This is a genomic window from Enterobacter cloacae complex sp. 402C9, assembly GCF_050030745.1.
Classification (GTDB): domain Bacteria; phylum Pseudomonadota; class Gammaproteobacteria; order Enterobacterales; family Enterobacteriaceae; genus Enterobacter; species Enterobacter intestinihominis.
Genome location: NZ_JBLGUW010000001.1, coordinates 2156345 through 2177300, shown reverse-complemented (window position 1 = coordinate 2177300; position 20956 = coordinate 2156345). Strand labels below are relative to the sequence as shown.

The 20956-nt window shown below is 56.5% G+C and carries 18 protein-coding genes and 1 pseudogene; 10 read left to right on the top strand and 9 right to left on the bottom strand.

The annotated features are described in order from the left end of the window. Positions 1–2: 2 nt before the first annotated feature. The 4 genes from paaD to paaA are packed head-to-tail and all read right to left on the bottom strand — an operon-like array spanning position 3 to position 2496. A complete protein-coding gene (gene paaD / locus ACQG1K_RS10475; protein ID WP_003857347.1) occupies positions 3–500 on the bottom strand; it encodes a 1,2-phenylacetyl-CoA epoxidase subunit PaaD in 498 nt (165 codons plus the stop codon). Between the two features lie 11 nt (positions 501–511). After that, a complete protein-coding gene (paaC, locus tag ACQG1K_RS10470; RefSeq protein ID WP_063138213.1) occupies positions 512–1258 on the bottom strand; it encodes a 1,2-phenylacetyl-CoA epoxidase subunit PaaC in 747 nt (248 codons plus the stop codon). Positions 1259–1266: 8 nt separating this feature from the next. Next, positions 1267–1554 (bottom strand): 1,2-phenylacetyl-CoA epoxidase subunit PaaB, encoded by a 288-nt coding sequence (paaB, locus tag ACQG1K_RS10465; protein ID WP_003857353.1) that lies wholly within the window; start codon positions 1552–1554, stop codon positions 1267–1269. A gap of 12 nt (positions 1555–1566) precedes the next feature. Then, positions 1567–2496, bottom strand: coding sequence for a 1,2-phenylacetyl-CoA epoxidase subunit PaaA (paaA, locus tag ACQG1K_RS10460; RefSeq protein ID WP_022648019.1), 930 nt, complete (start codon positions 2494–2496; stop codon positions 1567–1569). Between the two features lie 285 nt (positions 2497–2781). On the opposite strand from paaA, the gene paaZ reads away from it, so the two are divergent. From paaZ to ACQG1K_RS10420, 8 genes are all read left to right on the top strand, one after another. Further along, positions 2782–4821 carry a phenylacetic acid degradation bifunctional protein PaaZ gene (gene paaZ, locus ACQG1K_RS10455; RefSeq protein WP_367074626.1) on the top strand — a complete coding sequence of 680 codons (2040 nt, stop codon included), beginning with the start codon at positions 2782–2784 and terminating at the stop codon, positions 4819–4821. 225 nt (positions 4822–5046) lie between these two features. After that, positions 5047–5529 carry an Hcp family type VI secretion system effector gene (locus ACQG1K_RS10450; protein WP_022648017.1) on the top strand — a complete coding sequence of 161 codons (483 nt, stop codon included), beginning with the start codon at positions 5047–5049 and terminating at the stop codon, positions 5527–5529. Positions 5530–5642: 113 nt separating this feature from the next. Next, complete coding sequence (locus ACQG1K_RS10445) at positions 5643–5936, top strand: polymorphic toxin type 44 domain-containing protein (RefSeq protein WP_223825170.1); 294 nt, start codon at positions 5643–5645, stop codon at positions 5934–5936. Next, the gene (locus ACQG1K_RS10440) at positions 5914–6309 is read left to right on the top strand and encodes a hypothetical protein (protein ID WP_022648016.1); all 396 of its coding nucleotides are present in this window, start codon (positions 5914–5916) and stop codon (positions 6307–6309) included. The genes ACQG1K_RS10445 and ACQG1K_RS10440 overlap by 23 nt, the downstream gene beginning before the upstream one ends. Positions 6310–6468: 159 nt before the next feature. Further along, on the top strand, positions 6469–8742 hold the full coding sequence (gene tynA, locus ACQG1K_RS10435) for a primary-amine oxidase (RefSeq protein ID WP_367074629.1): 2274 nt from the start codon (positions 6469–6471) through the stop codon (positions 8740–8742). 166 nt (positions 8743–8908) lie between these two features. Beyond that, a complete protein-coding gene (locus ACQG1K_RS10430) occupies positions 8909–10882 on the top strand; it encodes an alkyl/aryl-sulfatase (protein ID WP_426720863.1) in 1974 nt (657 codons plus the stop codon). Between the two features lie 52 nt (positions 10883–10934). Next, a complete protein-coding gene (locus ACQG1K_RS10425) occupies positions 10935–12041 on the top strand; it encodes a GGDEF domain-containing protein (RefSeq protein WP_045309013.1) in 1107 nt (368 codons plus the stop codon). 102 nt (positions 12042–12143) lie between these two features. Next, positions 12144–13301 (top strand): DDE-type integrase/transposase/recombinase, encoded by a 1158-nt coding sequence (locus ACQG1K_RS10420; protein ID WP_023305267.1) that lies wholly within the window; start codon positions 12144–12146, stop codon positions 13299–13301. A 135-nt stretch (positions 13302–13436) separates the two neighbouring features. On the opposite strand, the pseudogene ACQG1K_RS10415 reads toward ACQG1K_RS10420, so the two are convergent. Then, a pseudogene (locus ACQG1K_RS10415) lies at positions 13437–13511 on the bottom strand (hypothetical protein); the annotation flags it as partial. Positions 13512–13889: 378 nt separating this feature from the next. Further along, complete coding sequence (locus ACQG1K_RS10410) at positions 13890–15389, bottom strand: aldehyde dehydrogenase family protein (protein WP_367076586.1); 1500 nt, start codon at positions 15387–15389, stop codon at positions 13890–13892. Positions 15390–15630: 241 nt separating this feature from the next. Between ACQG1K_RS10410 and feaR the strand changes: the two genes are divergently transcribed. Next, positions 15631–16539 carry a transcriptional regulator FeaR gene (feaR, locus tag ACQG1K_RS10405; protein WP_048966598.1) on the top strand — a complete coding sequence of 303 codons (909 nt, stop codon included), beginning with the start codon at positions 15631–15633 and terminating at the stop codon, positions 16537–16539. Here the strand turns inward: feaR and ACQG1K_RS10400 are convergent, their stop codons facing one another. From ACQG1K_RS10400 to ACQG1K_RS10390, 3 genes are read right to left on the bottom strand one after another with little or no spacing between them, the layout of a single operon-like run. Further along, positions 16540–16857 (bottom strand): YdbL family protein, encoded by a 318-nt coding sequence (locus ACQG1K_RS10400; protein ID WP_022648010.1) that lies wholly within the window; start codon positions 16855–16857, stop codon positions 16540–16542. Positions 16858–16864: 7 nt separating this feature from the next. Beyond that, a complete protein-coding gene (locus ACQG1K_RS10395; protein ID WP_003857369.1) occupies positions 16865–17056 on the bottom strand; it encodes a YnbE family lipoprotein in 192 nt (63 codons plus the stop codon). After that, positions 17053–19692, bottom strand: coding sequence for a YdbH family protein (locus ACQG1K_RS10390; RefSeq protein ID WP_367076583.1), 2640 nt, complete (start codon positions 19690–19692; stop codon positions 17053–17055). The genes ACQG1K_RS10395 and ACQG1K_RS10390 overlap by 4 nt, the downstream gene beginning before the upstream one ends. A gap of 210 nt (positions 19693–19902) precedes the next feature. Between ACQG1K_RS10390 and ACQG1K_RS10385 the strand changes: the two genes are divergently transcribed. Beyond that, positions 19903–20892, top strand: a complete 990-nt coding sequence (locus tag ACQG1K_RS10385; RefSeq protein ID WP_022648008.1) for a 2-hydroxyacid dehydrogenase — start codon at positions 19903–19905, stop codon at positions 20890–20892. Positions 20893–20956 lie beyond the last annotated feature (64 nt).

Below are 20956 nucleotides of genomic sequence, written 5' to 3'. Positions count from 1 at the left end.
CCTCAAATACATTTGAAATAGTCGAAGGGCTCACGGCAGGTATTGCAGCGGTAGAGCGCTTTGCAGGCCGTGGAACCAAATTCACTGATGAGCGAGGTATCGGTGCTTGCACAGCGCGGGCAGCTCACCTCCGCGGGAACGTGGGCATGGCAGCTATGGCCGACAGGCGGGCTGATGCCATATTCCCGCAAGCGCCTGCGGGCATCGTCGGTCATCCAGTCGGTGGTCCAGGCGGGCTCCAGTTGCAGCACAATATGTACCGGGGAAAAGCCGTTCCCGGTCAGAGTTTCGCGGATCGCCCCCAGCAGATGCTCCGTTGCCGGACAGCCCGAATAGGTTGGCGTGAAGCCTATAACCCAGCCTTCCCCCTGCGCCTTCACGCTGCGCACCATGCCTAAGTCGGTGATGGTCAGCACCGGCACTTCCGGGTCGGGGATCTGGCTTAACAGCGCCCAAATCTGCGGGATTTGGGCAGGCGCAATGTCGACGAGGCGTTGCATAGTGTTCTCCTTTACCACTGCTGGTCGGGGTAAACGCGCTGGAGATACTGCATCTCAGCCAGCATCGGTCCGAGGTGTTCAGTATGTAGCCCCTTCTTGCCGCCCGTGCGATACGCCACTTCCTCGGGCACGCGGAGGGTAGCTTCCGCCAGCCCCGCAAACACTTCGCGCTCCCACGGTTCCCGCAGGGCGCGCGGATCAACCGCCACGTCGGTGTCAATCAGCCCCAGCTCGACGTCGTCGGCGTCGAACAATTCAGCCGTAAAGCGCCACAGGCTATCCACCGCCTGTTGCATTTTCTGTGAGGAGGTTTCTGTCCCGTCCCCCAGCCGCACCAGCCAGCCGCGGCTAAAACGCAGATGATAGCGCGCCTCTTTAATGGCTTTTGCCGCGATGGCGGCAAGCTGACTGTCGCTGCTGTGGATCAACCGTTCGTACAGCGCTACGTTCCACGCATCCATCAGATACTGACGGGCAATGGTGTCGGCGAAGCTGCCGTTTGGCTGTTCCACCAGCAGCAGATTGCGGAACTGACGCTCATCGCGGCCATAGGCCAGGGTGTCTTCATCACCCTTACCCTCCCGTTCAGCGGCGTAGGTCAGGAAATTGCGCGCCTGCCCGAGCAGATCAAGGCCGATATTGGCGAGCGCCAGGTCAATTTCCAGCTCCGGCGCATGGCCGCACCAGGCGCCCAGACGCTGTGAGAGCACCAGACCGTTGTCGCCCAGACGCAGGGCATAAGCAGATACGTTGTTCATCCCCAACCTCACATATGCTCAATGCCATCAGGGATGGTGTAAAACGTCGGATGGCGGTAGACCTTGCTTTCCGCCGGATCGAAAAACTCCCCGCTCTCTTCCGGCTGGGAAGCGACGATTTCACTCGCCTTCACCACCCAGATAGAGCAGCCTTCGCTGCGGCGGGTATAGGCATCGCGCGCGTTTTCCAGCGCCATGCGGTCGTCGGCAGCGTGAAGGCTGCCCACATGGCGGTGCGACAGCCCCTGCTTCGAACGGACAAAAACTTCGTATAACGGCCAGTAAACATTGCTCATGGTTGATTCCTCTTATGCGGCCTGGCGGGCGCGTTGTTTTTCCGCGTGGGCCAGAGCGGCTTCACGCACCCATGCGCCGTCGTCCCAGGCTTTACGTTTTGCGGCCAGACGTTCGTGGTTGCAGATCCCGCGCCCGTTGATCACCTCGTCAAATTCGTGCCAGTCGATTTCGCCGAAGCGGTAGTGGCCGCTCTCTTCATCGAAACGCAGGTCGGGATCCGGCACGGTCATGCCGAGCATCTCCACCTGAGGCACCGTGTTGTCCACGAAGCGCTGGCGAAGCTCATCGTTGCCAAAGCGTTTGATCTTCCAGGCGAGACTGCGGGCGCTGTTTGGGGAGTTGTCGTCGTTGGGTCCGAACATCATCAGCGCGGGCCACCAGAAACGGTTGATGGCGTCCTGCAACATCTGCCGCTGTGCTTCGCTGCCCTGCGCCAGCGCCATGCAGGCCTCAAAACCCTGACGCTGGTGGAAGCTCTCTTCTTTACAGATTTTCACCATCGCCCGGGCGTACGGGCCGTAAGACGTACGGCACAGCGCCACCTGGTTCACAATGGCCGCCCCGTCCACCAGCCAGCCAATGACGCCGATATCGGCCCAGCTCAGGGTCGGATAGTTGAAGATGGAGGAGTATTTCATCTTGCCGTCGAGCATCTTTTGATAGATGTCCTCCCGGGCGCAGCCCAGCGTTTCCGCCGCGCTGTAGAGGTACAGGCCGTGTCCGGCTTCGTCCTGCACCTTCGCCAGCAGAATGGCTTTCCGGCGCAGCGTCGGCGCGCGGGTGATCCAGTTTCCTTCCGGCAGCATGCCGACAATCTCAGAGTGGGCGTGCTGTCCAATCTGGCGGATCAGCGTCTTGCGATAGGCATCCGGCATCCAGTCCTGCGGCTCGATGGCCGTCTCCTGTGCGATGCGTTGCTCAAAGCGTTGTTCTTGCGTCACATAACCACCTTTGTGATTCGTTAAATCACCAAAAACAGCATAATGGTGAATCATTTGGTTTCTTAAAAGTTACACAAAGGTTAAATATAACCCCAAGAAGCGTTTGTTTATTTTGTGACGACGCTCGCAAGCCTTTTTATGGAAGGCCGATTATACAAGGCTTTCGGGTGGTCAGGCTAAGCAATAGAGATCACAACGTTAACAATTCATTAAAACTCAGCTTGCTTTTTATGATTCGCGATCAAACTATTTATAGTGAAATCACGAAACACCTGGAGAGAAGAAATGCAGCAGTTAGCCAGCTTCTTGTCCGGCACCTGGCAATCAGGCCGGGGCCGCGAGCGCACCATCACCCACGCCATCAGCGGGGAAACGCTATTTGAAGTCACCAGCGAAGGGCTGGATATGGCGGCCGCGCGCCGTTACGCCATTGAACACGGCGGAGAAGCGCTCCGCGCAATGAGCTTTATCGAGCGCGCCGCCATGCTGAAGGCGGTGGCCAAACATCTGCTGAGCCAGAAGGATCGGTTTTATGCCCTGTCAGCCCAGACCGGCGCGACGAAGGCCGACAGCTGGGTGGATATTGAAGGCGGTATCGGCACCCTCTTCACCTACGCAAGCCTCGGCAGCCGTGAGCTGCCGGACGATACCCTGTGGCCGGAGGATGAGCTGATCCCGCTGTCGAAGGAAGGCGGCTTTGCGGCACGTCACGTGTTAACGTCGAAATCCGGCGTGGCGGTGCATATCAACGCGTTCAACTTCCCGTGCTGGGGGATGCTGGAAAAGCTCGCACCCACCTGGCTTGCCGGGATGCCCGCCATCATCAAGCCCGCCACCGCCACCGCGCAGGTGACTCAGGCGATGGTGAAAGCGATCGTCGAGAGCGGACTGGTGCCGGACGGCGCCATCAGCCTGATCTGTGGTGGCGCGGGCGATCTGCTGAACCAGCTCGACAGCCAGGACGTGGTGACGTTTACCGGGTCGGCCAGCACCGGGCAGAGCCTGCGCGTACATCCGAATATTGTCGCGCATTCCATTCCGTTTACCATGGAAGCAGATTCCCTTAACTGCTGCGTGCTGGGTGAGGACGTGACGCCGGAGCAGCCGGAGTTTGCGCTGTTTATTCGCGAAGTGGTGCGCGAGATGACTGCCAAAGCCGGGCAAAAATGTACCGCCATCCGCCGCATCATCGTGCCGGAAGCGCAGGTTGAAGCCGTCAGCCAGGCGCTGATTGCGCGGCTGGAGAACGTGGTCGTCGGCGATCCGGCCCAGGAAGGGGTGAAGATGGGGGCTCTCGTTAACAGTGAGCAACGTGCTGACGTGCAGGAAAAAGTCGATCATCTGCTTGCCTCGGGCTGCCAGATCCGTCTGGGTGGTAAAGCCGATATGCAGGCGGCTGGCGCATTCTTCCCGCCCACCCTGCTGTTCTGCCCGCAGCCGGACGAAACTCCGGCCGTTCACGCCACCGAAGCCTTTGGCCCCGTCGCCACCCTGATGCCGTACCGCAACAGTGAACACGCCATGCAGTTGGCGCGGGCGGGCGGCGGCAGCCTGGCGGGAACGCTGGTCACGGCAGATTCAAACGTGGCGCGCCAATTTATTGCCGGTGCCGCGCGCGCCCACGGACGCATTCAGATCCTCAACCAGGAATCCTCGAAAGAATCCACCGGCCACGGTTCACCGCTGCCGCAGCTGGTGCACGGCGGCCCGGGACGTGCGGGCGGCGGCGAGGAGCTGGGCGGCCTGCGTGCGGTGAAGCACTATCTCCAGCGCACGGCAATTCAGGGCAGCCCGTCCATGCTCGCCGCCATCGGCAAACAGTGGGTCCGTGGCGCGGAGGTGCAGGAAGATCGCGTTCATCCTTTCCGTAAATACTTCGAGGGGTTACAGCCGGGCGACAGCCTGCTGACCCCGCGTCGTACCCTGACGGAAGCGGATATCGTGAATTTTGCCTGCCTGAGCGGGGATCATTTCTATGCCCATATGGACAAAATTGGCGCGGCGGAGTCGATTTTTGGCGAGCGCGTGGTACACGGTTATTTCCTGATTTCCGCCGCGGCGGGGCTGTTTGTCGATGCCGGGGTTGGGCCGGTCATTGCCAACTACGGCATGGAAAACCTGCGCTTTATCGAGCCGGTCAAGCCGGGCGATACCATTCAGGTGCGCCTGACCTGTAAACGTAAAACGCTGAAGAAACAGCGCGCTGCCGAGGAAAAACCGACGGGCGTGGTGGAATGGGCGGTGGAGATCTTCAACCAGCATCAGCAGGCCGTGGCGCTTTACTCCATTCTGACGCTGGTGGCGCGCCAGCAGGGTGACTTTTAATCAAAGCAATGGCATTAACCTTGCTGCCTCGAGTGTTTGAGCGCATCAAAATAAACGGAAGGTAATACAGGGACTGGTTGGCTTTGATTAATCGAACCATCCAGTCTGCCTGGTTTGGATAAGTTACAACCGGAAACACTAAGCAAATTGACCGCATAGTTAGCATAGTTATTATTTATCGCCGGGAATATTCCCGCGTTAAATTACATGGATGATTAACAGACTATGGCAATTCCTGTTTACCTTTTCTTGACTGACGATGGTGGTACAAAAATTACAGGCTCGGTGGATGTTTGTTACCGTGAGGGAAGCATTGAAGTCACTGGCTTTACACACAATCTTCGCCTCCCAACCGATCCATTGACCGGGAAAATTACCAGTAAACGTAATCATGCCCCAGTCGTATTTCAAAAAGAAATCGATTCCTCCTCCCCTTACCTGATGAAAGCCGTTGCGACTGGCCAAACCCTTAAAACGGCCGAGTTCAGGTGGTATCGCATTAATGACGCCGGACAGGAAGTAGAATATTACAATATGCGTCTCGATAATATTCGCGTCGTTTCCGTTACGCCATTGATGCATGACATTAAAGACCCGACGAAAGAAAAACATAATCATCTTGAAGTCGTGGAACTACGCTATGATAAAATAACATGGACATATTGCGATGGTAATATACAGTTTGCAGACTGTTGGGCTGAGCGTTAAATATGCGAAATCCTTCCTATTCAACACCCTATAATATTGCATCCTTTGCACCACCTGGCGTGGACGTCGTTAGCCACATGATAATAGCGCGATTTCATGGTGGCCCCTCATTAATGACCTACATATGGTTTTATCAAATGGTCAGAAACCATGGCCCCTGGGATTATAAACAAGGCCGTGCAGAGTATGCCAATTTTGGCAATTTTCATTACGGTGCCGTTGGTGCGGCAGCAGGCATTCCTGAGGGAATTCTGCTCCGGGGGGCAGGCACTGCACAGATTCTTGCCGGGACAAGCGATCCTGCCGAATTTGCAAAATTCCAGAACAATAATAATTACGGTGATGATCCAGTCGATCAGTTATGGATAAGGGCAGGAATAGATTATGCGCGACGTTCGGGTTTTTAACTGGCGAGCTGGAATTATTATCTTTAGTTTTCTCATATTCATTGCATACCCTTTCCGCGATCTTTTTACCGTGTATGAAAATTTGCAGGAAAAAATCAAGGTTAACGATCGTTTAACTCTTTACATCACCCAGGTTGAGACGGGCTCACTGTCTAAAAACAGGTCTCATATTTATCTCTTTGATGCGAAAAAAAGTCCGGAAGAATTCATGTCTAACATTAAGAATATCAATCCCGTCATGATCACCGATGATGATAAAGCTTCAGTGGCAATTAAAAATGGAGACATTTATCTTCGCGTTCGCGGTACGGTTTATTCGTTCACGACGGTAGGTTTCGATGTCTGCATTCATCTCGACAGTTCACCTTACTGAAGCACACTTTCACTTTCACGGGGTGTGATGCACCCCCGGTCTTTTTTTAACCTGGCAAGACTGACAAACAACCTGGCAGATGCAGGCAAACGCTTTTCGTGCGCGCCTGTCAGGATAAGGCTGACACAACACAATAAACACAACAAGATGAGGTCTGCGATGGGAAGCAATTCTTCTTTTTTTGCCCGTAGAACGGCACTGGCCATGGCCGTTGCGCTCTGTTGCGCCTGGCAATCCCCTGTTTACGCTCACGGCAGCGAGGCGCATATGGTCCCGATGGACAAAACGCTTCAGGCGTTTGGCGCGGACGTGCAGTGGGATGATTACGCCCAGATGTTCACCATCGTTAAAGACGGTGCCTTTGTGAAGGTCAAACCCGGCGCCAACACCGCCATCGTTAATGGCAAACCGCTGACGCTCCAGGTGCCCGTGGTGATGAAGAACAATAAGGCCTATATCCCGGAGACTTTTATCAACGATGTCTTTCAGTCCGGTCTTGATCAGACATTCCAGGTTGAAAAACGCCCCCATCCGTTAAACGCGCTGACGGCTGATGAAATCAACCAGGCCGTAGCCATTGTGAAAGCCTCTGCGGATTTTAAACCCAATACCCGCTTTACCCAGATTGCGCTGGCGGAGCCAGAAAAAGCCAAAGTCTGGGACTTCGTGCTTAACGGCACGGCGGTGGATGCGCCCCGCCAGGCCAATATCATCATGCTTGATGGTAAACACATCATCGAAAGCCGGGTGGATCTGAAGGACAAAAAGATCCTCCGCTGGGAGCCGATCAAAGACGCGCACGGCATGGTGCTGCTGGATGACTTCAATACCGTGCAGCAGATCATCAATGAAAGCCCGGAGTTTGCCGCCGTGCTGAAAAAGCGCGGCATTACCGATCCGAAGAAAGTGATCACCACCCCGCTTACCGTCGGCTTTTTTGACGGCAAGGATGGGCTGAAACAGGAAGACCGCCTGCTGAAAGTGATCAGCTATCTCGACGTGGGCGACGGTAACTACTGGGCGCACCCGATCGAAAACCTGGTTGCGGTGGTGGATCTTGAGCAGAAGAAAATCCAGAAGATTGAGGAAGGCCCGGTCGTGCCGGTGCCGCTCACCCCGCGTCCTTATGATGGCCGTGACCGCGTTGAAACGGTGAAAAAACCGCTGGAGATTATCGAGCCGGAAGGCAAGAACTACACCATTACCGGGGATATGGTGCACTGGCAGAACTGGGATTTTCATCTGAGCCTGGACTCGCGCGTCGGCCCGATGATCTCCACCGTGACCTATAACGACAACGGCAAAAAGCGACAGGTGATGTATCAGGGATCGCTCGGGGGCATGATTGTGCCGTACGGCGACCCAGATATCGGCTGGTACTTTAAGGCCTACCTGGACTCCGGTGATTACGGCATGGGTACCCTGACCTCCCCGCTGGTGCGCGGCAAGGATGTTCCGTCTAACGCCGTGATGCTCAACGAAACCATCCCGGACTATACCGGTGCGCCAATGGAGATCCCCCGGGCGATCGCCATTTTCGAGCGTTACGCCGGGCCGGAGTATAAGCATCAGGAGTTAGGTAAACCCAACGTCAGCACCGAGCGCCGCGAGCTGGTGGTGCGCTGGGTCAGCACCGTGGGTAACTACGATTATATCTTCGACTGGGTATTCCACGAAAACGGCACCATCGGCATTGATGCAGGGGCCACGGGCATTGAAGCGGTGAAAGGCGTGCAGACGAAAACCATGCATGATGCCACCGCGAAGGATGACACCCGATACGGTACGCTGATCGACCATAATATTGTCGGCACCACCCACCAGCACATCTACAACTTCCGTCTGGATATGGACGTGGACGGCATCAACAACAAGCTGGTGGCCATGGATCCGGACGTCAAACCGAACACCGCTGGCGGACCGCGCACCAGCACCATGCAGGTTAATCAGTATGATATTGATACCGAACAGCAGGCGGCGCAGAAGTTTGATCCGGGCACCATCCGTCTGTTGAGCAACACCAGCAAAGAGAACCGCATGGGCAACCCGGTCTCGTATCAGATCATCCCTTACGCGGGGGGCACACACCCGGTGGCGACGGGCGCGAGGTTTGCCCCGGACGAGTGGATTTATCACCGCCTGAGCTTTATGGATAAACAGCTGTGGGTGACGCGTTACCATCCCGACGAGATGTACCCGGAGGGAAAATACCCGAACCGTTCCACGCATGATACGGGCCTCGGCCAGTACAGCAAAGATAACGAGTCGCTGAACGACCAGGATAACGTCATCTGGATGACCACCGGCACCACCCATGTCGCCCGCGCCGAGGAGTGGCCGATAATGCCGACGGAATGGGTGCACACGTTACTCAAGCCGTGGAACTTCTTTGACGAGACGCCAACGCTCGGTAAGAAAAAAGAGCAGAAATAACACGTTGACCGGGCACGATGCCCGGTTTTTCATTCGCTTTCTTGCTGAATACCACTCCCCGATTATAGTTAATGTTACTTCGCTTAATGCTTTTGCAACATCTGAAACATTTTGTAGATATCGAAGTGTCCATGAACAACGCTATACATAACCGAGAGGTTTTAGGATGAAAGTCAATGAGATAGCAAGAAGCCTTGCGCTGGCCGGTTTTTTCATTTCCGCCAGTTCAGCCTGGGCCGCAGAAGCCCCTAAGGATGCAACCGCAGCAACTCAGCAGGCCAACAACGCACTCTTCAACCAGCTTCCTTTCTCCGATAACACCGATTTTACCAATGCCCACAAAGGGTTTATCGCCCCGCTACCTCAGGAAATTATCAAAGGGGAGCAAGGCAACACCGTCTGGGATCCACAGCAGTACGCCTTTATCAAGGAAGGCGATAAAGCGCCCGATTCGGTTAACCCGAGCTTATGGCGTCAGTCCCAGCTGATTAACATCAGCGGCCTGTTTGAAGTCACCGAGGGCGTGTACCAGATCCGTAACCTCGACCTGTCAAACATGACCATTATTGAAGGTAAAGAAGGCATTACCGTGGTCGACCCGCTGGTGTCGGCGGAGACGGCCAAAGTCGGGATGGATCTTTACTATAAAAATCGCGGCAAGAAACCTGTCGTCGCTGTTATTTACACCCACAGCCACGTTGACCACTATGGCGGCGTGCGCGGCGTGGTGGACGAAGCCGACGTGAAGTCCGGCAAGGTTAAAGTCTACGCGCCAGCCGGATTTATGGAGGCCGCCGTCGCGGAAAATATCATGGCGGGCAACGTCATGAGCCGCCGCGCCAGCTATATGTACGGCAACCTGCTGAAGCCGGATGCGAAAGGCCAGGTGGGTGCGGGGCTCGGCACCACCACCTCCGCCGGGACGGTGACCCTGATTGCCCCGACCAATATCATCGAGAAAGATGGTCAGAAAGAGGTGATCGATGGCCTGACCTATGATTTTATGCTCGCGCCGGGCTCCGAAGCGCCTTCTGAGATGCTCTGGTATATCGAAGAGAAAAAGCTGATCGAGTCTGCGGAAGATGTCACCCATACCCTGCACAACACCTACTCCCTGCGCGGTGCGAAAATTCGTGAACCGCTGCCATGGTCGAAATACATCAACCAGGCAATTGTACGCTGGGGTGATAAGGCCGAAGTTATCATGGCGCAGCACCACTGGCCGACCTGGGGCAACGAGAATGTGGTTAACCTGCTGAAAAGCCAGCGCGACCTCTACCGCTACATCAACGACCAGACCCTGCGCATGGCGAATGAAGGGCTGACGCGTGACGAGATCGCCGCCAACTTCAAGCTGCCGAACTCCCTGGCCAATACCTGGGCCAACCGAGGCTATTACGGTTCAGTCAGTCATGACGTCAAAGCCACCTACGTGCTCTATTTAGGCTGGTTTGACGGCAACCCCGCGACCCTGGATGAACTGCCGCCTGAAGAAGCCGCGAAGAAATTTGTGGAGTATATGGGAGGCGCGGATGCCATCCTGAGTAAAGCTAAAACCGATTTTGACCAGGGCAACTATCGCTGGGTGGCTCAGGTGGTCAGCAAAGTGGTATTCGCCGATCCAAACAACCAGGCCGCACGTAACCTTGAAGCGGATGCCCTGGAGCAGTTGGGTTATCAGGCTGAATCCGGCCCATGGCGTAACTTCTACCTGACCGGCGCGCAGGAGTTGCGTAACGGCGTGGTGAAAGGTCCGACCCCGAATACCGCCAGCCCGGATACCGTGCGCGCAATGACGCCAGAAATGTTCTTTGACTATCTGGCGGTGCATATCAACGGTGAAAAAGCAGCGGATGCAAAATCGGTGTTTAACATCGACCTCGGCAGCGACGGCGGCAAATACAAGCTGGAGCTGGAAAATGGCGTGCTGAACCACACGGCGAACGCCGAAGCGAAGGATGCTGACGCGACCGTGACCCTCAACCGCGATACGCTGAATAAAATCATCCTGAAAGAAGTGACGCTTAAACAGGCTCAGGATAATTGCGATATCAAAGTGACGGGCGATGCCGCAAAACTCGATGCCATGCTCGGTTACATGGATAAATTTGAATTCTGGTTTAACATTGTGACCCCGTAAAGGCATGCACTCGCGGGCGGTCTTTCCGCCCGCCACAGGGACATTCTCTCTCATGGAAAAAAGACACAACGCCACTCCGGAGCCCGCGACCTGGCCGACCCGTAACGCCATGGTTGTCCACGGGCTGGCCATGAACCTGCCGTGGCTCGCCTTCGTCAACGCGAGCTTTGCGCTCATGATCCTGCTGCGCAATTCCCTGTTCGGCCAAATTGATACCCTCTTACACGTCAGCCCACCTCTCACACAGATGATTGACGCTTCCATGCTGGGGGTAGTCATCCTTTCCGTGGCGTTGGTAATAATGGCCTGGCGCCACATCCGCGGCGTCAGCGCCGTGCTGTTAATGTGTAGCCTGCTATGGTCGATAAGTTGTTACTGGTTTATCAACGTGATACAGCTTCCTCATCCCTGGCCGATATTCGTTACCCTGCTGATGGCCGGTATGACCGCGCTCTATTTTCATCCGGTGGGGCTGGTGTGCTTTATCGCGCCGCTGTGGATCACCATGCCCGTTGCCAGCATGCTGCTGAATCAGGAGATGAACCTTCGCTTTGCCGGGCTGTGGGTGGTGTTCACGTTCATTCTCGTTTGCGGACGCTACATCCTCTTAAGCTGGTTTGAAGAGGCCTGGCGTCGCAACCAGCAGAATCAGCGTTTAATTTCGCGGCTGGATGCGCTGGCCCATCAGGATCCGCTGACGAAAACGGCCAACCGCAGGGCGATGGAGCTGGTGCTGGAAAATGCGGTGGAGCAAGGCAAACGCTTCACGGTCCTGATGCTGGATGTCGACTACTTCAAACTGTATAACGACACCTATGGTCACCAGGCGGGGGACGCATGTCTCGCGCGGGTCGCGGAGGTGCTGAACACTTCGGTGCGCACGCCAGAGGATGTGGTTTCGCGCTACGGTGGTGAGGAGTTCGTCGTGATCCTCTTTGACTGTGAAGAAAGCGTTGCGGAGAAAGTCGCCGCGCGGATCCAGGCTGGCCTGCGCACCGCAGCCATTGCGCACAGCGCGTCGAAGGTGAGTGAATGTGTGACGGTGAGTATGGGCATTGCCGGCTATACCCCAGGACTGGCCGGCCCGGAAATCATCGCCCGCGCCGATGCGGCGTTGTATCGGGCGAAGGAGTCCGGGCGGGATAGGTGGTCGCTGTAAGTTACGCCGGGTGGCGCTGCGGTATGAACCGGAAACATGGGTAACACTTTAGACCGGATACATGGGTAACAGTTATAACTGGCATAGAAGAGGAGACTCGCTATGCCCTGGACTGAGACGCGACCTATGCAACGCCTTGATTTCATCCGTGCCTGCCATGCAGGTACGGATTCTTTTTCTGCCCTCTGCCGTCTCTTCGGCATCAGTCGAAAAACCGGTTACAAATGGCTTCAGCGTTTTGACCCCTCTGACCTGTCATCTCTCTCTGACCGGTCGCGTGCTCCGCACTCCCACTCCCGGACAGTTCCTGATGATATCGCCGGGCAGCTTACGGCCCTGAGGCAAAAACACCCTGACTGGGGCCCCAAAAAACTGCGGATGTGGCTGCTCAATCATCACGTCGATTTTACCGTCCCCGCTGCCAGTACTATCGGCGATATCCTCAAGCGTGAAGGCCTGGTTCCGGATAAAAAGCGAAAACGCAGAACCCCGGGCAATCGCCAGCCCCTGACCATCATCAGTGAGAACAATCAGGTCTGGAGCGCTGATTTTAAAGGCAAGTTCAGGCTGCTGAGCCGGAAATACTGTCATCCCTTCACCCTCACCGACAATCACAGCCGGTATCTTCTGAGCTGCCGGGGAGCAGACCGGGAGAGCGAGCCCTTCGTCAGGCAGTGCCTGACGGATGCGTTCCTGGAGTACGGTCTGCCGGAAGTCCTGAGAACGGATAATGGTCAGCCTTTCGCAGGAACAGGTATCGCCGGGTTAAGTCGCCTTGCAGTCTGGCTGATAAAGCTGGGCATCAGACCGGAACGCATCAGAAAGGGGCATCCGGAAGAAAACGGCCGTCATGAGCGAATGCATCGTTCGCTGAAAAGTGCAGTAAAACAGGGCAACATATTTATGACGATGGAAGAACAACAGCGGTGGTTCAGTGGCTACCGGGAAGAGTTTAACTACGAAAGGCCGCATGAAGCCCTGGCGGGTGCAACGCCCGGAACGGTATGGCAACCCTCAGGCCGGCACTGGGATGGCAGGGTTCCTGAATATGCTTATCCGGAAGGAGGTACGGTCTACAGGGTGAAATCAAGGGGGACACTCTATATGGGGAAAAAGGGGACGGTGTTCCTGAGTGAAGCGCTGACTGATGAGTACATCATGCTGGAAGAACAAGATGATGGCCTGGAGGCCATCATCTTTAATGGAATAACGCTTGCGTACTACGACCGAAAAACCCAGAGTGTGCTCCGGATAGACTGAAAAGTGTTACCTATGTTCCCGGTCTGATCTGTTACCTATGTATCCGGTCATACACTGCGCTTACCCGGCCTACAAAACCAACCTTTTCCTTGCTCCCGTAGGCCGGGTAAGGCGTAGCCGCCACCCGGCGTTTTTTTAATACCGCACACACACCGACTTAGTTTCGCACCAGCCGTCCAGCCAGTCGGGGCGGAAATCATTGCCCGCGCCGATGCGGCGCTGTACAGGGCGAAGGAGGCCGGGCGGAATCGGTGGTCGCTGTAAGTTACGCCGGGTGGCGCTGCGCTTACCCGGCCTACAAAACCAACTTTTTTCCTCGATCCCGTAGGCCGGGTAAGGCGTAGCCGCCACCCGGCGTTTTTTTAATACCGCACACACACCGACTTGGTTTCGCACCAGCCGTCCAGCCAGTCGGGGCGGAAATCATCGCCCGCGCCGATGCGGCGCTGTACAGGGCGAAGGAGGCCGGGCGGAATCGGTGGTCGCTGTAAGTTACGCCGGGTGGCGCTGCGCTTACCCGGCCTACAAAACCAACCTTTTCCTCGATCCCGTAGGCCGGGTAAGGCGTAGCCGCCACCCGGCGTTTTTTTAATACCGCACACACACCGACTTGGTTTCACACCAGCCATCCAGCCAGTCGGGGCCGAAATCGCGCCCAGTGCCAGACTGCTTCATGCCGCCGAACGGCAGGTTGGCATCTATCAGCGTGTGGCTGTTCACCCACACGGTTCCGGCCTGTAGCCTGTCGGTGTACTCCAGCGCTTTACTGATGTTCTGCGTCCAGACGCTGGCCGTTAAGCCGTATTCAGTGTCGTTCGCCAGCTGAAGCGCCTCTTCCCCGTCAGCTACACGGACCAGATTCACCACCGGCCCGAAGACCTCTTCACGCGTCAGTCGCAGATGATTATCCGGGTTGACCACCAGCGTTGGCGAAACGTAATAGCCTTTGCCGTCTGGCCCCCGGTTCCCGGCGATCAGCTCCGCATTGTGCGCCTTCGCCTCATCCAGAAACGCCTGGACCTTATCGCAGTGGGCGCGCGACACCAGCGGGTTGATAAACGCATCCGGCGACATGCCCGGCCCGACGCTCAGGGATTTCACGGCCTGTTCAAAGCCGCTGACCAGCGTGTCGAACAGCGGAGCTTCAATATATATACGTGAACTGGCCGCGCAGACCTGCCCCTGATTCAGGAAGCTGCCGGTCATCAGCCCTTCAATCACCCACGCCGGATCGGCATCTTTCAGCACGATGGCCGGGTTTTTGCCGCCCAGTTCCAGCGTCACGCCCGTTAGCGTATCCGCCGCCGCGCGGGCAATCTGCTTGCCCGTCGCCGTCGATCCGGTAAAGCTCACTTTGGCAATGTGCGGGTGCGAGGTCAGTGCCGCGCCACAGACGGCGCCACTGCCGGTCACCACGTTGAATACGCCATCCGGGATCCCCGCCTCGCTCGCCAGTTCCGCCACCCGTAACAGGGTGAGCGGCGTGGTTTCCGAGGGTTTGATCACGATGGAGCAACCTGCCGCCAGCGCGGGCATCACTTTCCACATGCCAATCATCAGCGGGAAGTTCCATGGCACAATCCCCGCCACGACCCCAACCGGCTCTTTACGCGTCCACGCCTGATAACGCGCGCCCTGCGGCAGTGGAATCGAGAGATCGAGGGTTTTACCGGCAATTTTGGTGGTCAGCCCTGCCGTGTAGCGCATCCAGTTCAGGGTGCAGCCCACCTCGAAGGCGCGGGAAATGTTAATCGATTTCCCCTGCTCCAGGGTTTCGAGCTGTGCCAGCTCTTCGCCATGCTGTTCCACCAGATCCGCAAACCGCAGCAGGATGCGTTCCCGCTCTGCCGGAAGCCGCCCGGCCCAGCTTCGGGCGATAAAGGCGCGCCAGCCAGACATCACCGCACGATCGACATCATCAACGCTGGCATCGGCGGTGGAGGCAATGACCTCTCCGGTCGCCGGGTTGTAGACGTTCAGACGCTTTTCGCTATCGGATGCCGCCTGACGCCCTTCGATCCACAGGCCGTGCTGGCGATCTAAAAACTGCTGCACGCCAGGCAGGACGGCGACGTGTGATTCGGACATAGGATACTCCTTCGTTATGCTTCGCAGGGTGTGTATGCAGTCTAAGAGGGGATTCGCATTCCTGCTTTTGTCTGTGTGACATTCGCTTTGCCAGCTGTGACAGGCTCCGCAAATCGTGATAATTCCCGCTTATATCGCTGTAACCGTTGAGTGTTCTTTCCTATAGTCAGCCTCGTAGCCCTGACAAAATGCAACATAAATGCAACAATGCGAAAACAGTGACGGTGCAGCGAGAAAATCAATGGCATGTGCAAGCGAACAGGACAATTTTCAGCAGTGGCTGGCGCAAATTAACCAGGTTTGTGGGCGCTTTGCGGCACGTCCGTTAGAGGGGACGTTTCTCGGCGAACTGGAAACCAGCTATACCCAAAGTCTGAAGCTGAGCACGGTGACCGCCGCAGGCGTTAACCTGTTTCGCACCCGTCAGGAGATCAAAAACGGCAACGATGCCTGGTTCTACACCGTGTTTCAGCTGGAAGGCAGCGCCGGAATCGAACAGGACGACCAGCGCGCGCTGCTGAAAGCCGGGGATATCACGCTGATTGACGCCTCCCGCCCGTGCTCCATTTACTGGCAGGAGCGTTCCCGCCAGATTTCGCTGCTGCTCCCGCGACAAATCATTGAGCAACACGCGCGTTTTCAGGAAGTGAGGTGCGCGTTGCCCCTCTCCCGCAGTTTGCCTACCGTACAGCTGAGCTACCGACTGTTACAGGAGAGCATGGGCAATGCCGATCTCAGCGCCAGTGAAAGCGAAGCGGCGCTGGAGGCGATGGTGTGTCTGCTGCGTCCGGCCTTCCAGCAGCATGACGAGGTGCTGCCGCGCAAGGAGCGTCAGTTCCGCCACGTTCTGTCCCTGATTGACGATCATATTCAGTCGGAGGCGTTAAGACCGGAGTGGATAGCCTCAGAGAGCGGCATGTCCGTGCGTAGCTTGTACCGCATGTTTGCCGGGAAAGGGCTGGTGGTGGCGCAGTATATTAAGAACCGTCGCCTCGATTTATGCGCTCAGGCGCTGCGTTCCATCGGCGATGACGAAAAGCTGGCGGGCATTGGCTACAGCTGGGGCTTTACCGACCATAGCCATTTTTCCACCGCCTTCAAGCAACGTTTCGGGGTTTCGCCGGGCGAATACCGTAAGCGTTACCGCTAGTTACTTTTTCAGCCACTTGCCGTTAATCCCCTTCACGTACTCACCCGGCTGCGCGCGGGCCACCAGCTTTTGCCCCGCCATTTTCGCCACCTCGTCGACGGGCAAATTATTGCTGTCAGCAAGCTGCTGGTAACTTTCCGTGCGTGCGGCGTTGATACGGTTCACCAGCGCCAGGGTTTCAGCGTCGTGCTGAACGGGCGCAAGATAGCCGCTCAGGGTTTCCCCTACGCGCCCCTGGGTGCGCGCATCGTTGAGCGTAAGCGTGGCGGCGTGAACGTTCATCCCCAGCGCCAGTAACATCAGAGCTAATCGTTTCATGGCATCCTCAGAACAGATCGCTGCGGGATTTCAGCAGGGCTTCGACGTCTTTATCCACCTTGATATGGATTTCATGCTCGATTTTCACGTTCATGTTGATGGTGATCGGCTCTTTGGGCGCCGCCACTTCAATGCGCGGCGTGCAGCCTGACAGCAGCGCGACGACGGCCACGGTGAGTACACCAGCCCTCTTTTTCATTGTTGTTCCTCACTTTCCTTGCCTGTCGAACCGCGGAGAAGGGGTATCGCCGCATGTTGCTCAAACCATGTTTGCAGATTGTCCCCAAAGCGCAGGCTGCGCCAGAGGGTAAAAATGTTCTCTTCATGGGTGTAATTCAGGTTAACGAAGCTGCTTTTGCCCTCGACGCGGCTGGTGCCTTTAATGGCCGCCTGCATGGTTAACACACCCAGATTATCCACATTGAGTTTTGTCCACGACTGCGAAATTTCCATATAGCGGAGCCAGTTGATCGCCGCCCCGGCAACCACGTTGTCTTTCACAATGGCATCCGCCGTGTCCTGGTCGATGCGCAGCGTCATCGGCCCCGGGTTGGTCAGCCAGCCATCTTTAATGATCCATTTCTCATTGTCCAGCCAGAACGGCAGCGCGCCGCTCACCGGGCCGGACATGGCAAACTGCTTCGGATTTACCGCGCTTATCAGTTCGCTGGAGGAAATATTATCCACGCGCAGTAAAGCCGGATCGTGCTGCGGCATTCTCAACTGCTGCATGGTGATTTTCCCGCCGAGTGCTTCCACCTTCACGTTGGTGAGCAGGAGCGGGTTCGCTTCGGTCCAGGGATAATCGCCCTGAAGATCCGCGGTGAGATTTCGGGCTGTGACCAGGTTTTTCACCTCGTCGATTCGTAACGTTACCGGTCCGCGCGTGCCCAGTGACCAGGTGCCCTGGCTTAAGCGGAACGGCAGAACAAAATCAACGCCGTTGATTTCGTTATCCGGCATCCACGCGCTGCCCGCTTTCAGCACGCCGTGCCCCCCGGCCTCAAACCCCTGGTCGGGGGCCGCCGAGAAAGCCACCTGCGCGTACATTTCGCCGCCGCGCAGGGTCATTTTCCAGTCTGGCGGGATCAGCGGCTGGAACACTGTAAGAGACTGTTTTGGCCACCAGGCCTGACCGCGGAGGCGTTCGCCGTCCCAGCGTCCATTCACCTGGACCGGGCCGATGTCGTCCGCATGAAGGTTCCCTTTAAACTGGAACACCGTCGGGTCTGTCCCGTCAACGCTGAAGGTCAAAACGGACGGCGGCAGCACGCTTCCGCCTGAAAAGCTTGTTTGCCCGGCATTGAGCGCGAGCGCGCCGCTAAAGGAGGGGTTATCCGGGTCCCGCGACCAGCGCACCGGGTGATCCAGCACCAGGCGTGGCTTGCTGACCAGCATCGTGCCGTACTGCAATTTGTCGAACCCCGTGGAAAGATCGGTCAGTTCGATAACGTTGTCGCGCCACTCCCCGGTTCCCCGGACATCCCAGCGCGCGTTCATCGGCGTGAAGTTCCCTTTACCCCAGTAGCGCCACTGCCACAAACCGTTGTCCGGTAAAAAGTCGTTAGCCTGGCCGTCCAGATGCAGCTCAAAATTGCCCATCTCGTTTTCATGCGCCCGCAGAATGGCTTGCAGGCGGCCGTCCACGCCCTTTTGCGTGAGCTTCACGCCCGCCAGCGGCCAGCGGATCTCATCGATATCCAGCGAGTCAATGATGCGTCCGCGCGAGCGCAATAGTGCGCCGGGTTCAAACGTAAGCTGCGGATCGTAAAGGCTGCCGGTCAGCTTCGCCGGGAGTCTGGCATACAGGATCAGATCGTTTTGCTTGGCTTCCCCGCTCAGGTGCAGCGGCATAGCGCTGTTTTCCATACTGAGCGAGCCGGGACCGATATTCAGCACCGCGTTGCCCTTACCCGCGTCCCCCTGGGTCAGCACGTTGAGCCGCCCCGTGAAGGTGGCTTTCTCCAGCCCCTGCTGCCAGTTATCCACCTTCAGGCCGATGCGACCACTCATCGGCATACCGGAGGCTGACCAGTTCCAGCGCCCGTCGCTGATGGTCAACTGCTGAGCGGTGATCTGCCACGGTAAATCGAGCAGCGGATCGGGGTTGTCCCGCGCCATAACCACCAGCTGGCCCTGATTATCCTCCCAGTCCAGATCGGCATCGACCAGCGAGGATAACTGTGGCACGTTAAAGGTCGCGACCGTATGCCCTTTCACCGGTACGCCGTCCGGCACCAGCGGCAGGGTAAATTCACCGACCAGCTTCACGGGCTGCGACTGGTCCGGCAGCTGCACATCGAACTGGCTGATGGAGAGCGTCTGGCCGCGCAACTGCCCCTTAATGCTCACCTGCTCGCCTTTATAGGTGATGTCCTGGCGGGCTGGCGTCAGTGAGGCATGCAGTTCACCCTCCCACTGCTGCCAGGGAGAAAGGGTAAAACGGTGGATGGTCAGCCAGGTGTTGGGCAGGATGGCCTGCCACTGCGCCAGCGTTTTCGGCGCCACCGTAGACGGCGCCGATTGCGGTAATTTGCTCAGGCAGACAGAGTTAAGTTCAAGTGCGCCAATATCCAGATCCCAGCGGCTGGGGTGTGACAGGGTCACGTTTTCCACGCGGGCAATTTCGCACTCTTCTACCAGATAACGGAGATCGGGGATGACCAGGGCGTGGCGCGTGAGCCGTGGGCTTTTTTCAAACGCGATGCGTGTTCCAACGGGAAGCCAGATCCCGGCGAGCGTGGGCACCCACTGGGCGAGCGTCATCAGCAGCGTCAGCGGCACAAGAAATAGCAGCAGTAATAGCGCGATTGCGGCTTTGTATTTACCCTTCATGGGCAGTTAATATCCTGATTTTGCGAAATAAATAAGCCGTTCTTGCCGCTCATTGTCGCATGTTTAGCCAGTCAGTTGAAGGTAATGCCATTTTTAAGAGTAGATGCTCTACAATAATTCATAGAACTTATTGATTTCAATGAATTTTGAAAAATTGTAAGATAATTTTAAACATGCTAACGTGGTTCCAAAATCACTGGAGAAAGTTTTATGAAACTCGCGGTATATAGCACAAAGCAGTACGACAAAAAGTATCTGCAACATGTTAACGAGACGTACGGTTTCGATCTTGAATTTTTCGACTTTCTGCTGACTGAAAAGACGGCTAAAACCGCCCACGGCTGCGAAGGCGTGTGTATCTTCGTTAACGATGACGGTAGCCGACCGGTACTGGAAGAGTTGAAAAAACAGGGCGTGAAATACATTGCCCTGCGCTGCGCGGGCTTTAACAACGTCGATCTCGATGCCGCCAAAGAGCTGGGTCTGAAGGTTGTTCGCGTTCCGGCCTATTCTCCGGAAGCCGTGGCAGAACATGCGGTCGGGATGATGATGTCGCTCAACCGTCGTATTCACCGTGCCTATCAGCGTACCCGTGATGCCAACTTCTCTCTGGAAGGGCTGACCGGCTTTACCATGTACGGTAAAACCGCAGGCGTGATCGGTACCGGCAAAATTGGTGTGGCCGCCCTACGCATCCTGAAAGGATTTGGCATGCGCCTGCTGGCGTTTGATCCGTACCCAAGCGCCGCTGCGCTGGAGCTGGGCGTGGAGTATGTCGATCTGAAAACGCTCTTCTCGCAGTCTGATGTTATCTCCCTGCACTGTCCGTTGACCCCGGAAAACTATCACCTGCTTAACCAGTCGGCGTTCGACCAGATGAAAGACGGCGTGATGATCATCAATACCAGCCGCGGCGGACTGATCGACTCTCAGGCCGCTATCGAAGCGTTGAAAACGCAAAAAATCGGCGCGTTGGGTATGGACGTGTATGAGAACGAACGCGATCTGTTCTTTGAGGATAAATCTAACGACGTGATTCAGGACGACGTGTTCCGTCGCCTGTCGGCCTGCCACAACGTGTTGTTCACCGGCCACCAGGCGTTTCTGACCGCCGAAGCGCTGATCAGTATTTCGGAAACCACGCTGGGGAATTTACAGCAGCTTGAAAAGGGCGAAGCGTGCCCTAACGCGATCGTTTAAGACCGTCAGGCCGGGTGGCGGTAACCTCTGCCCGGCCAATAATAAGCCCATCAGAAAAATAAGC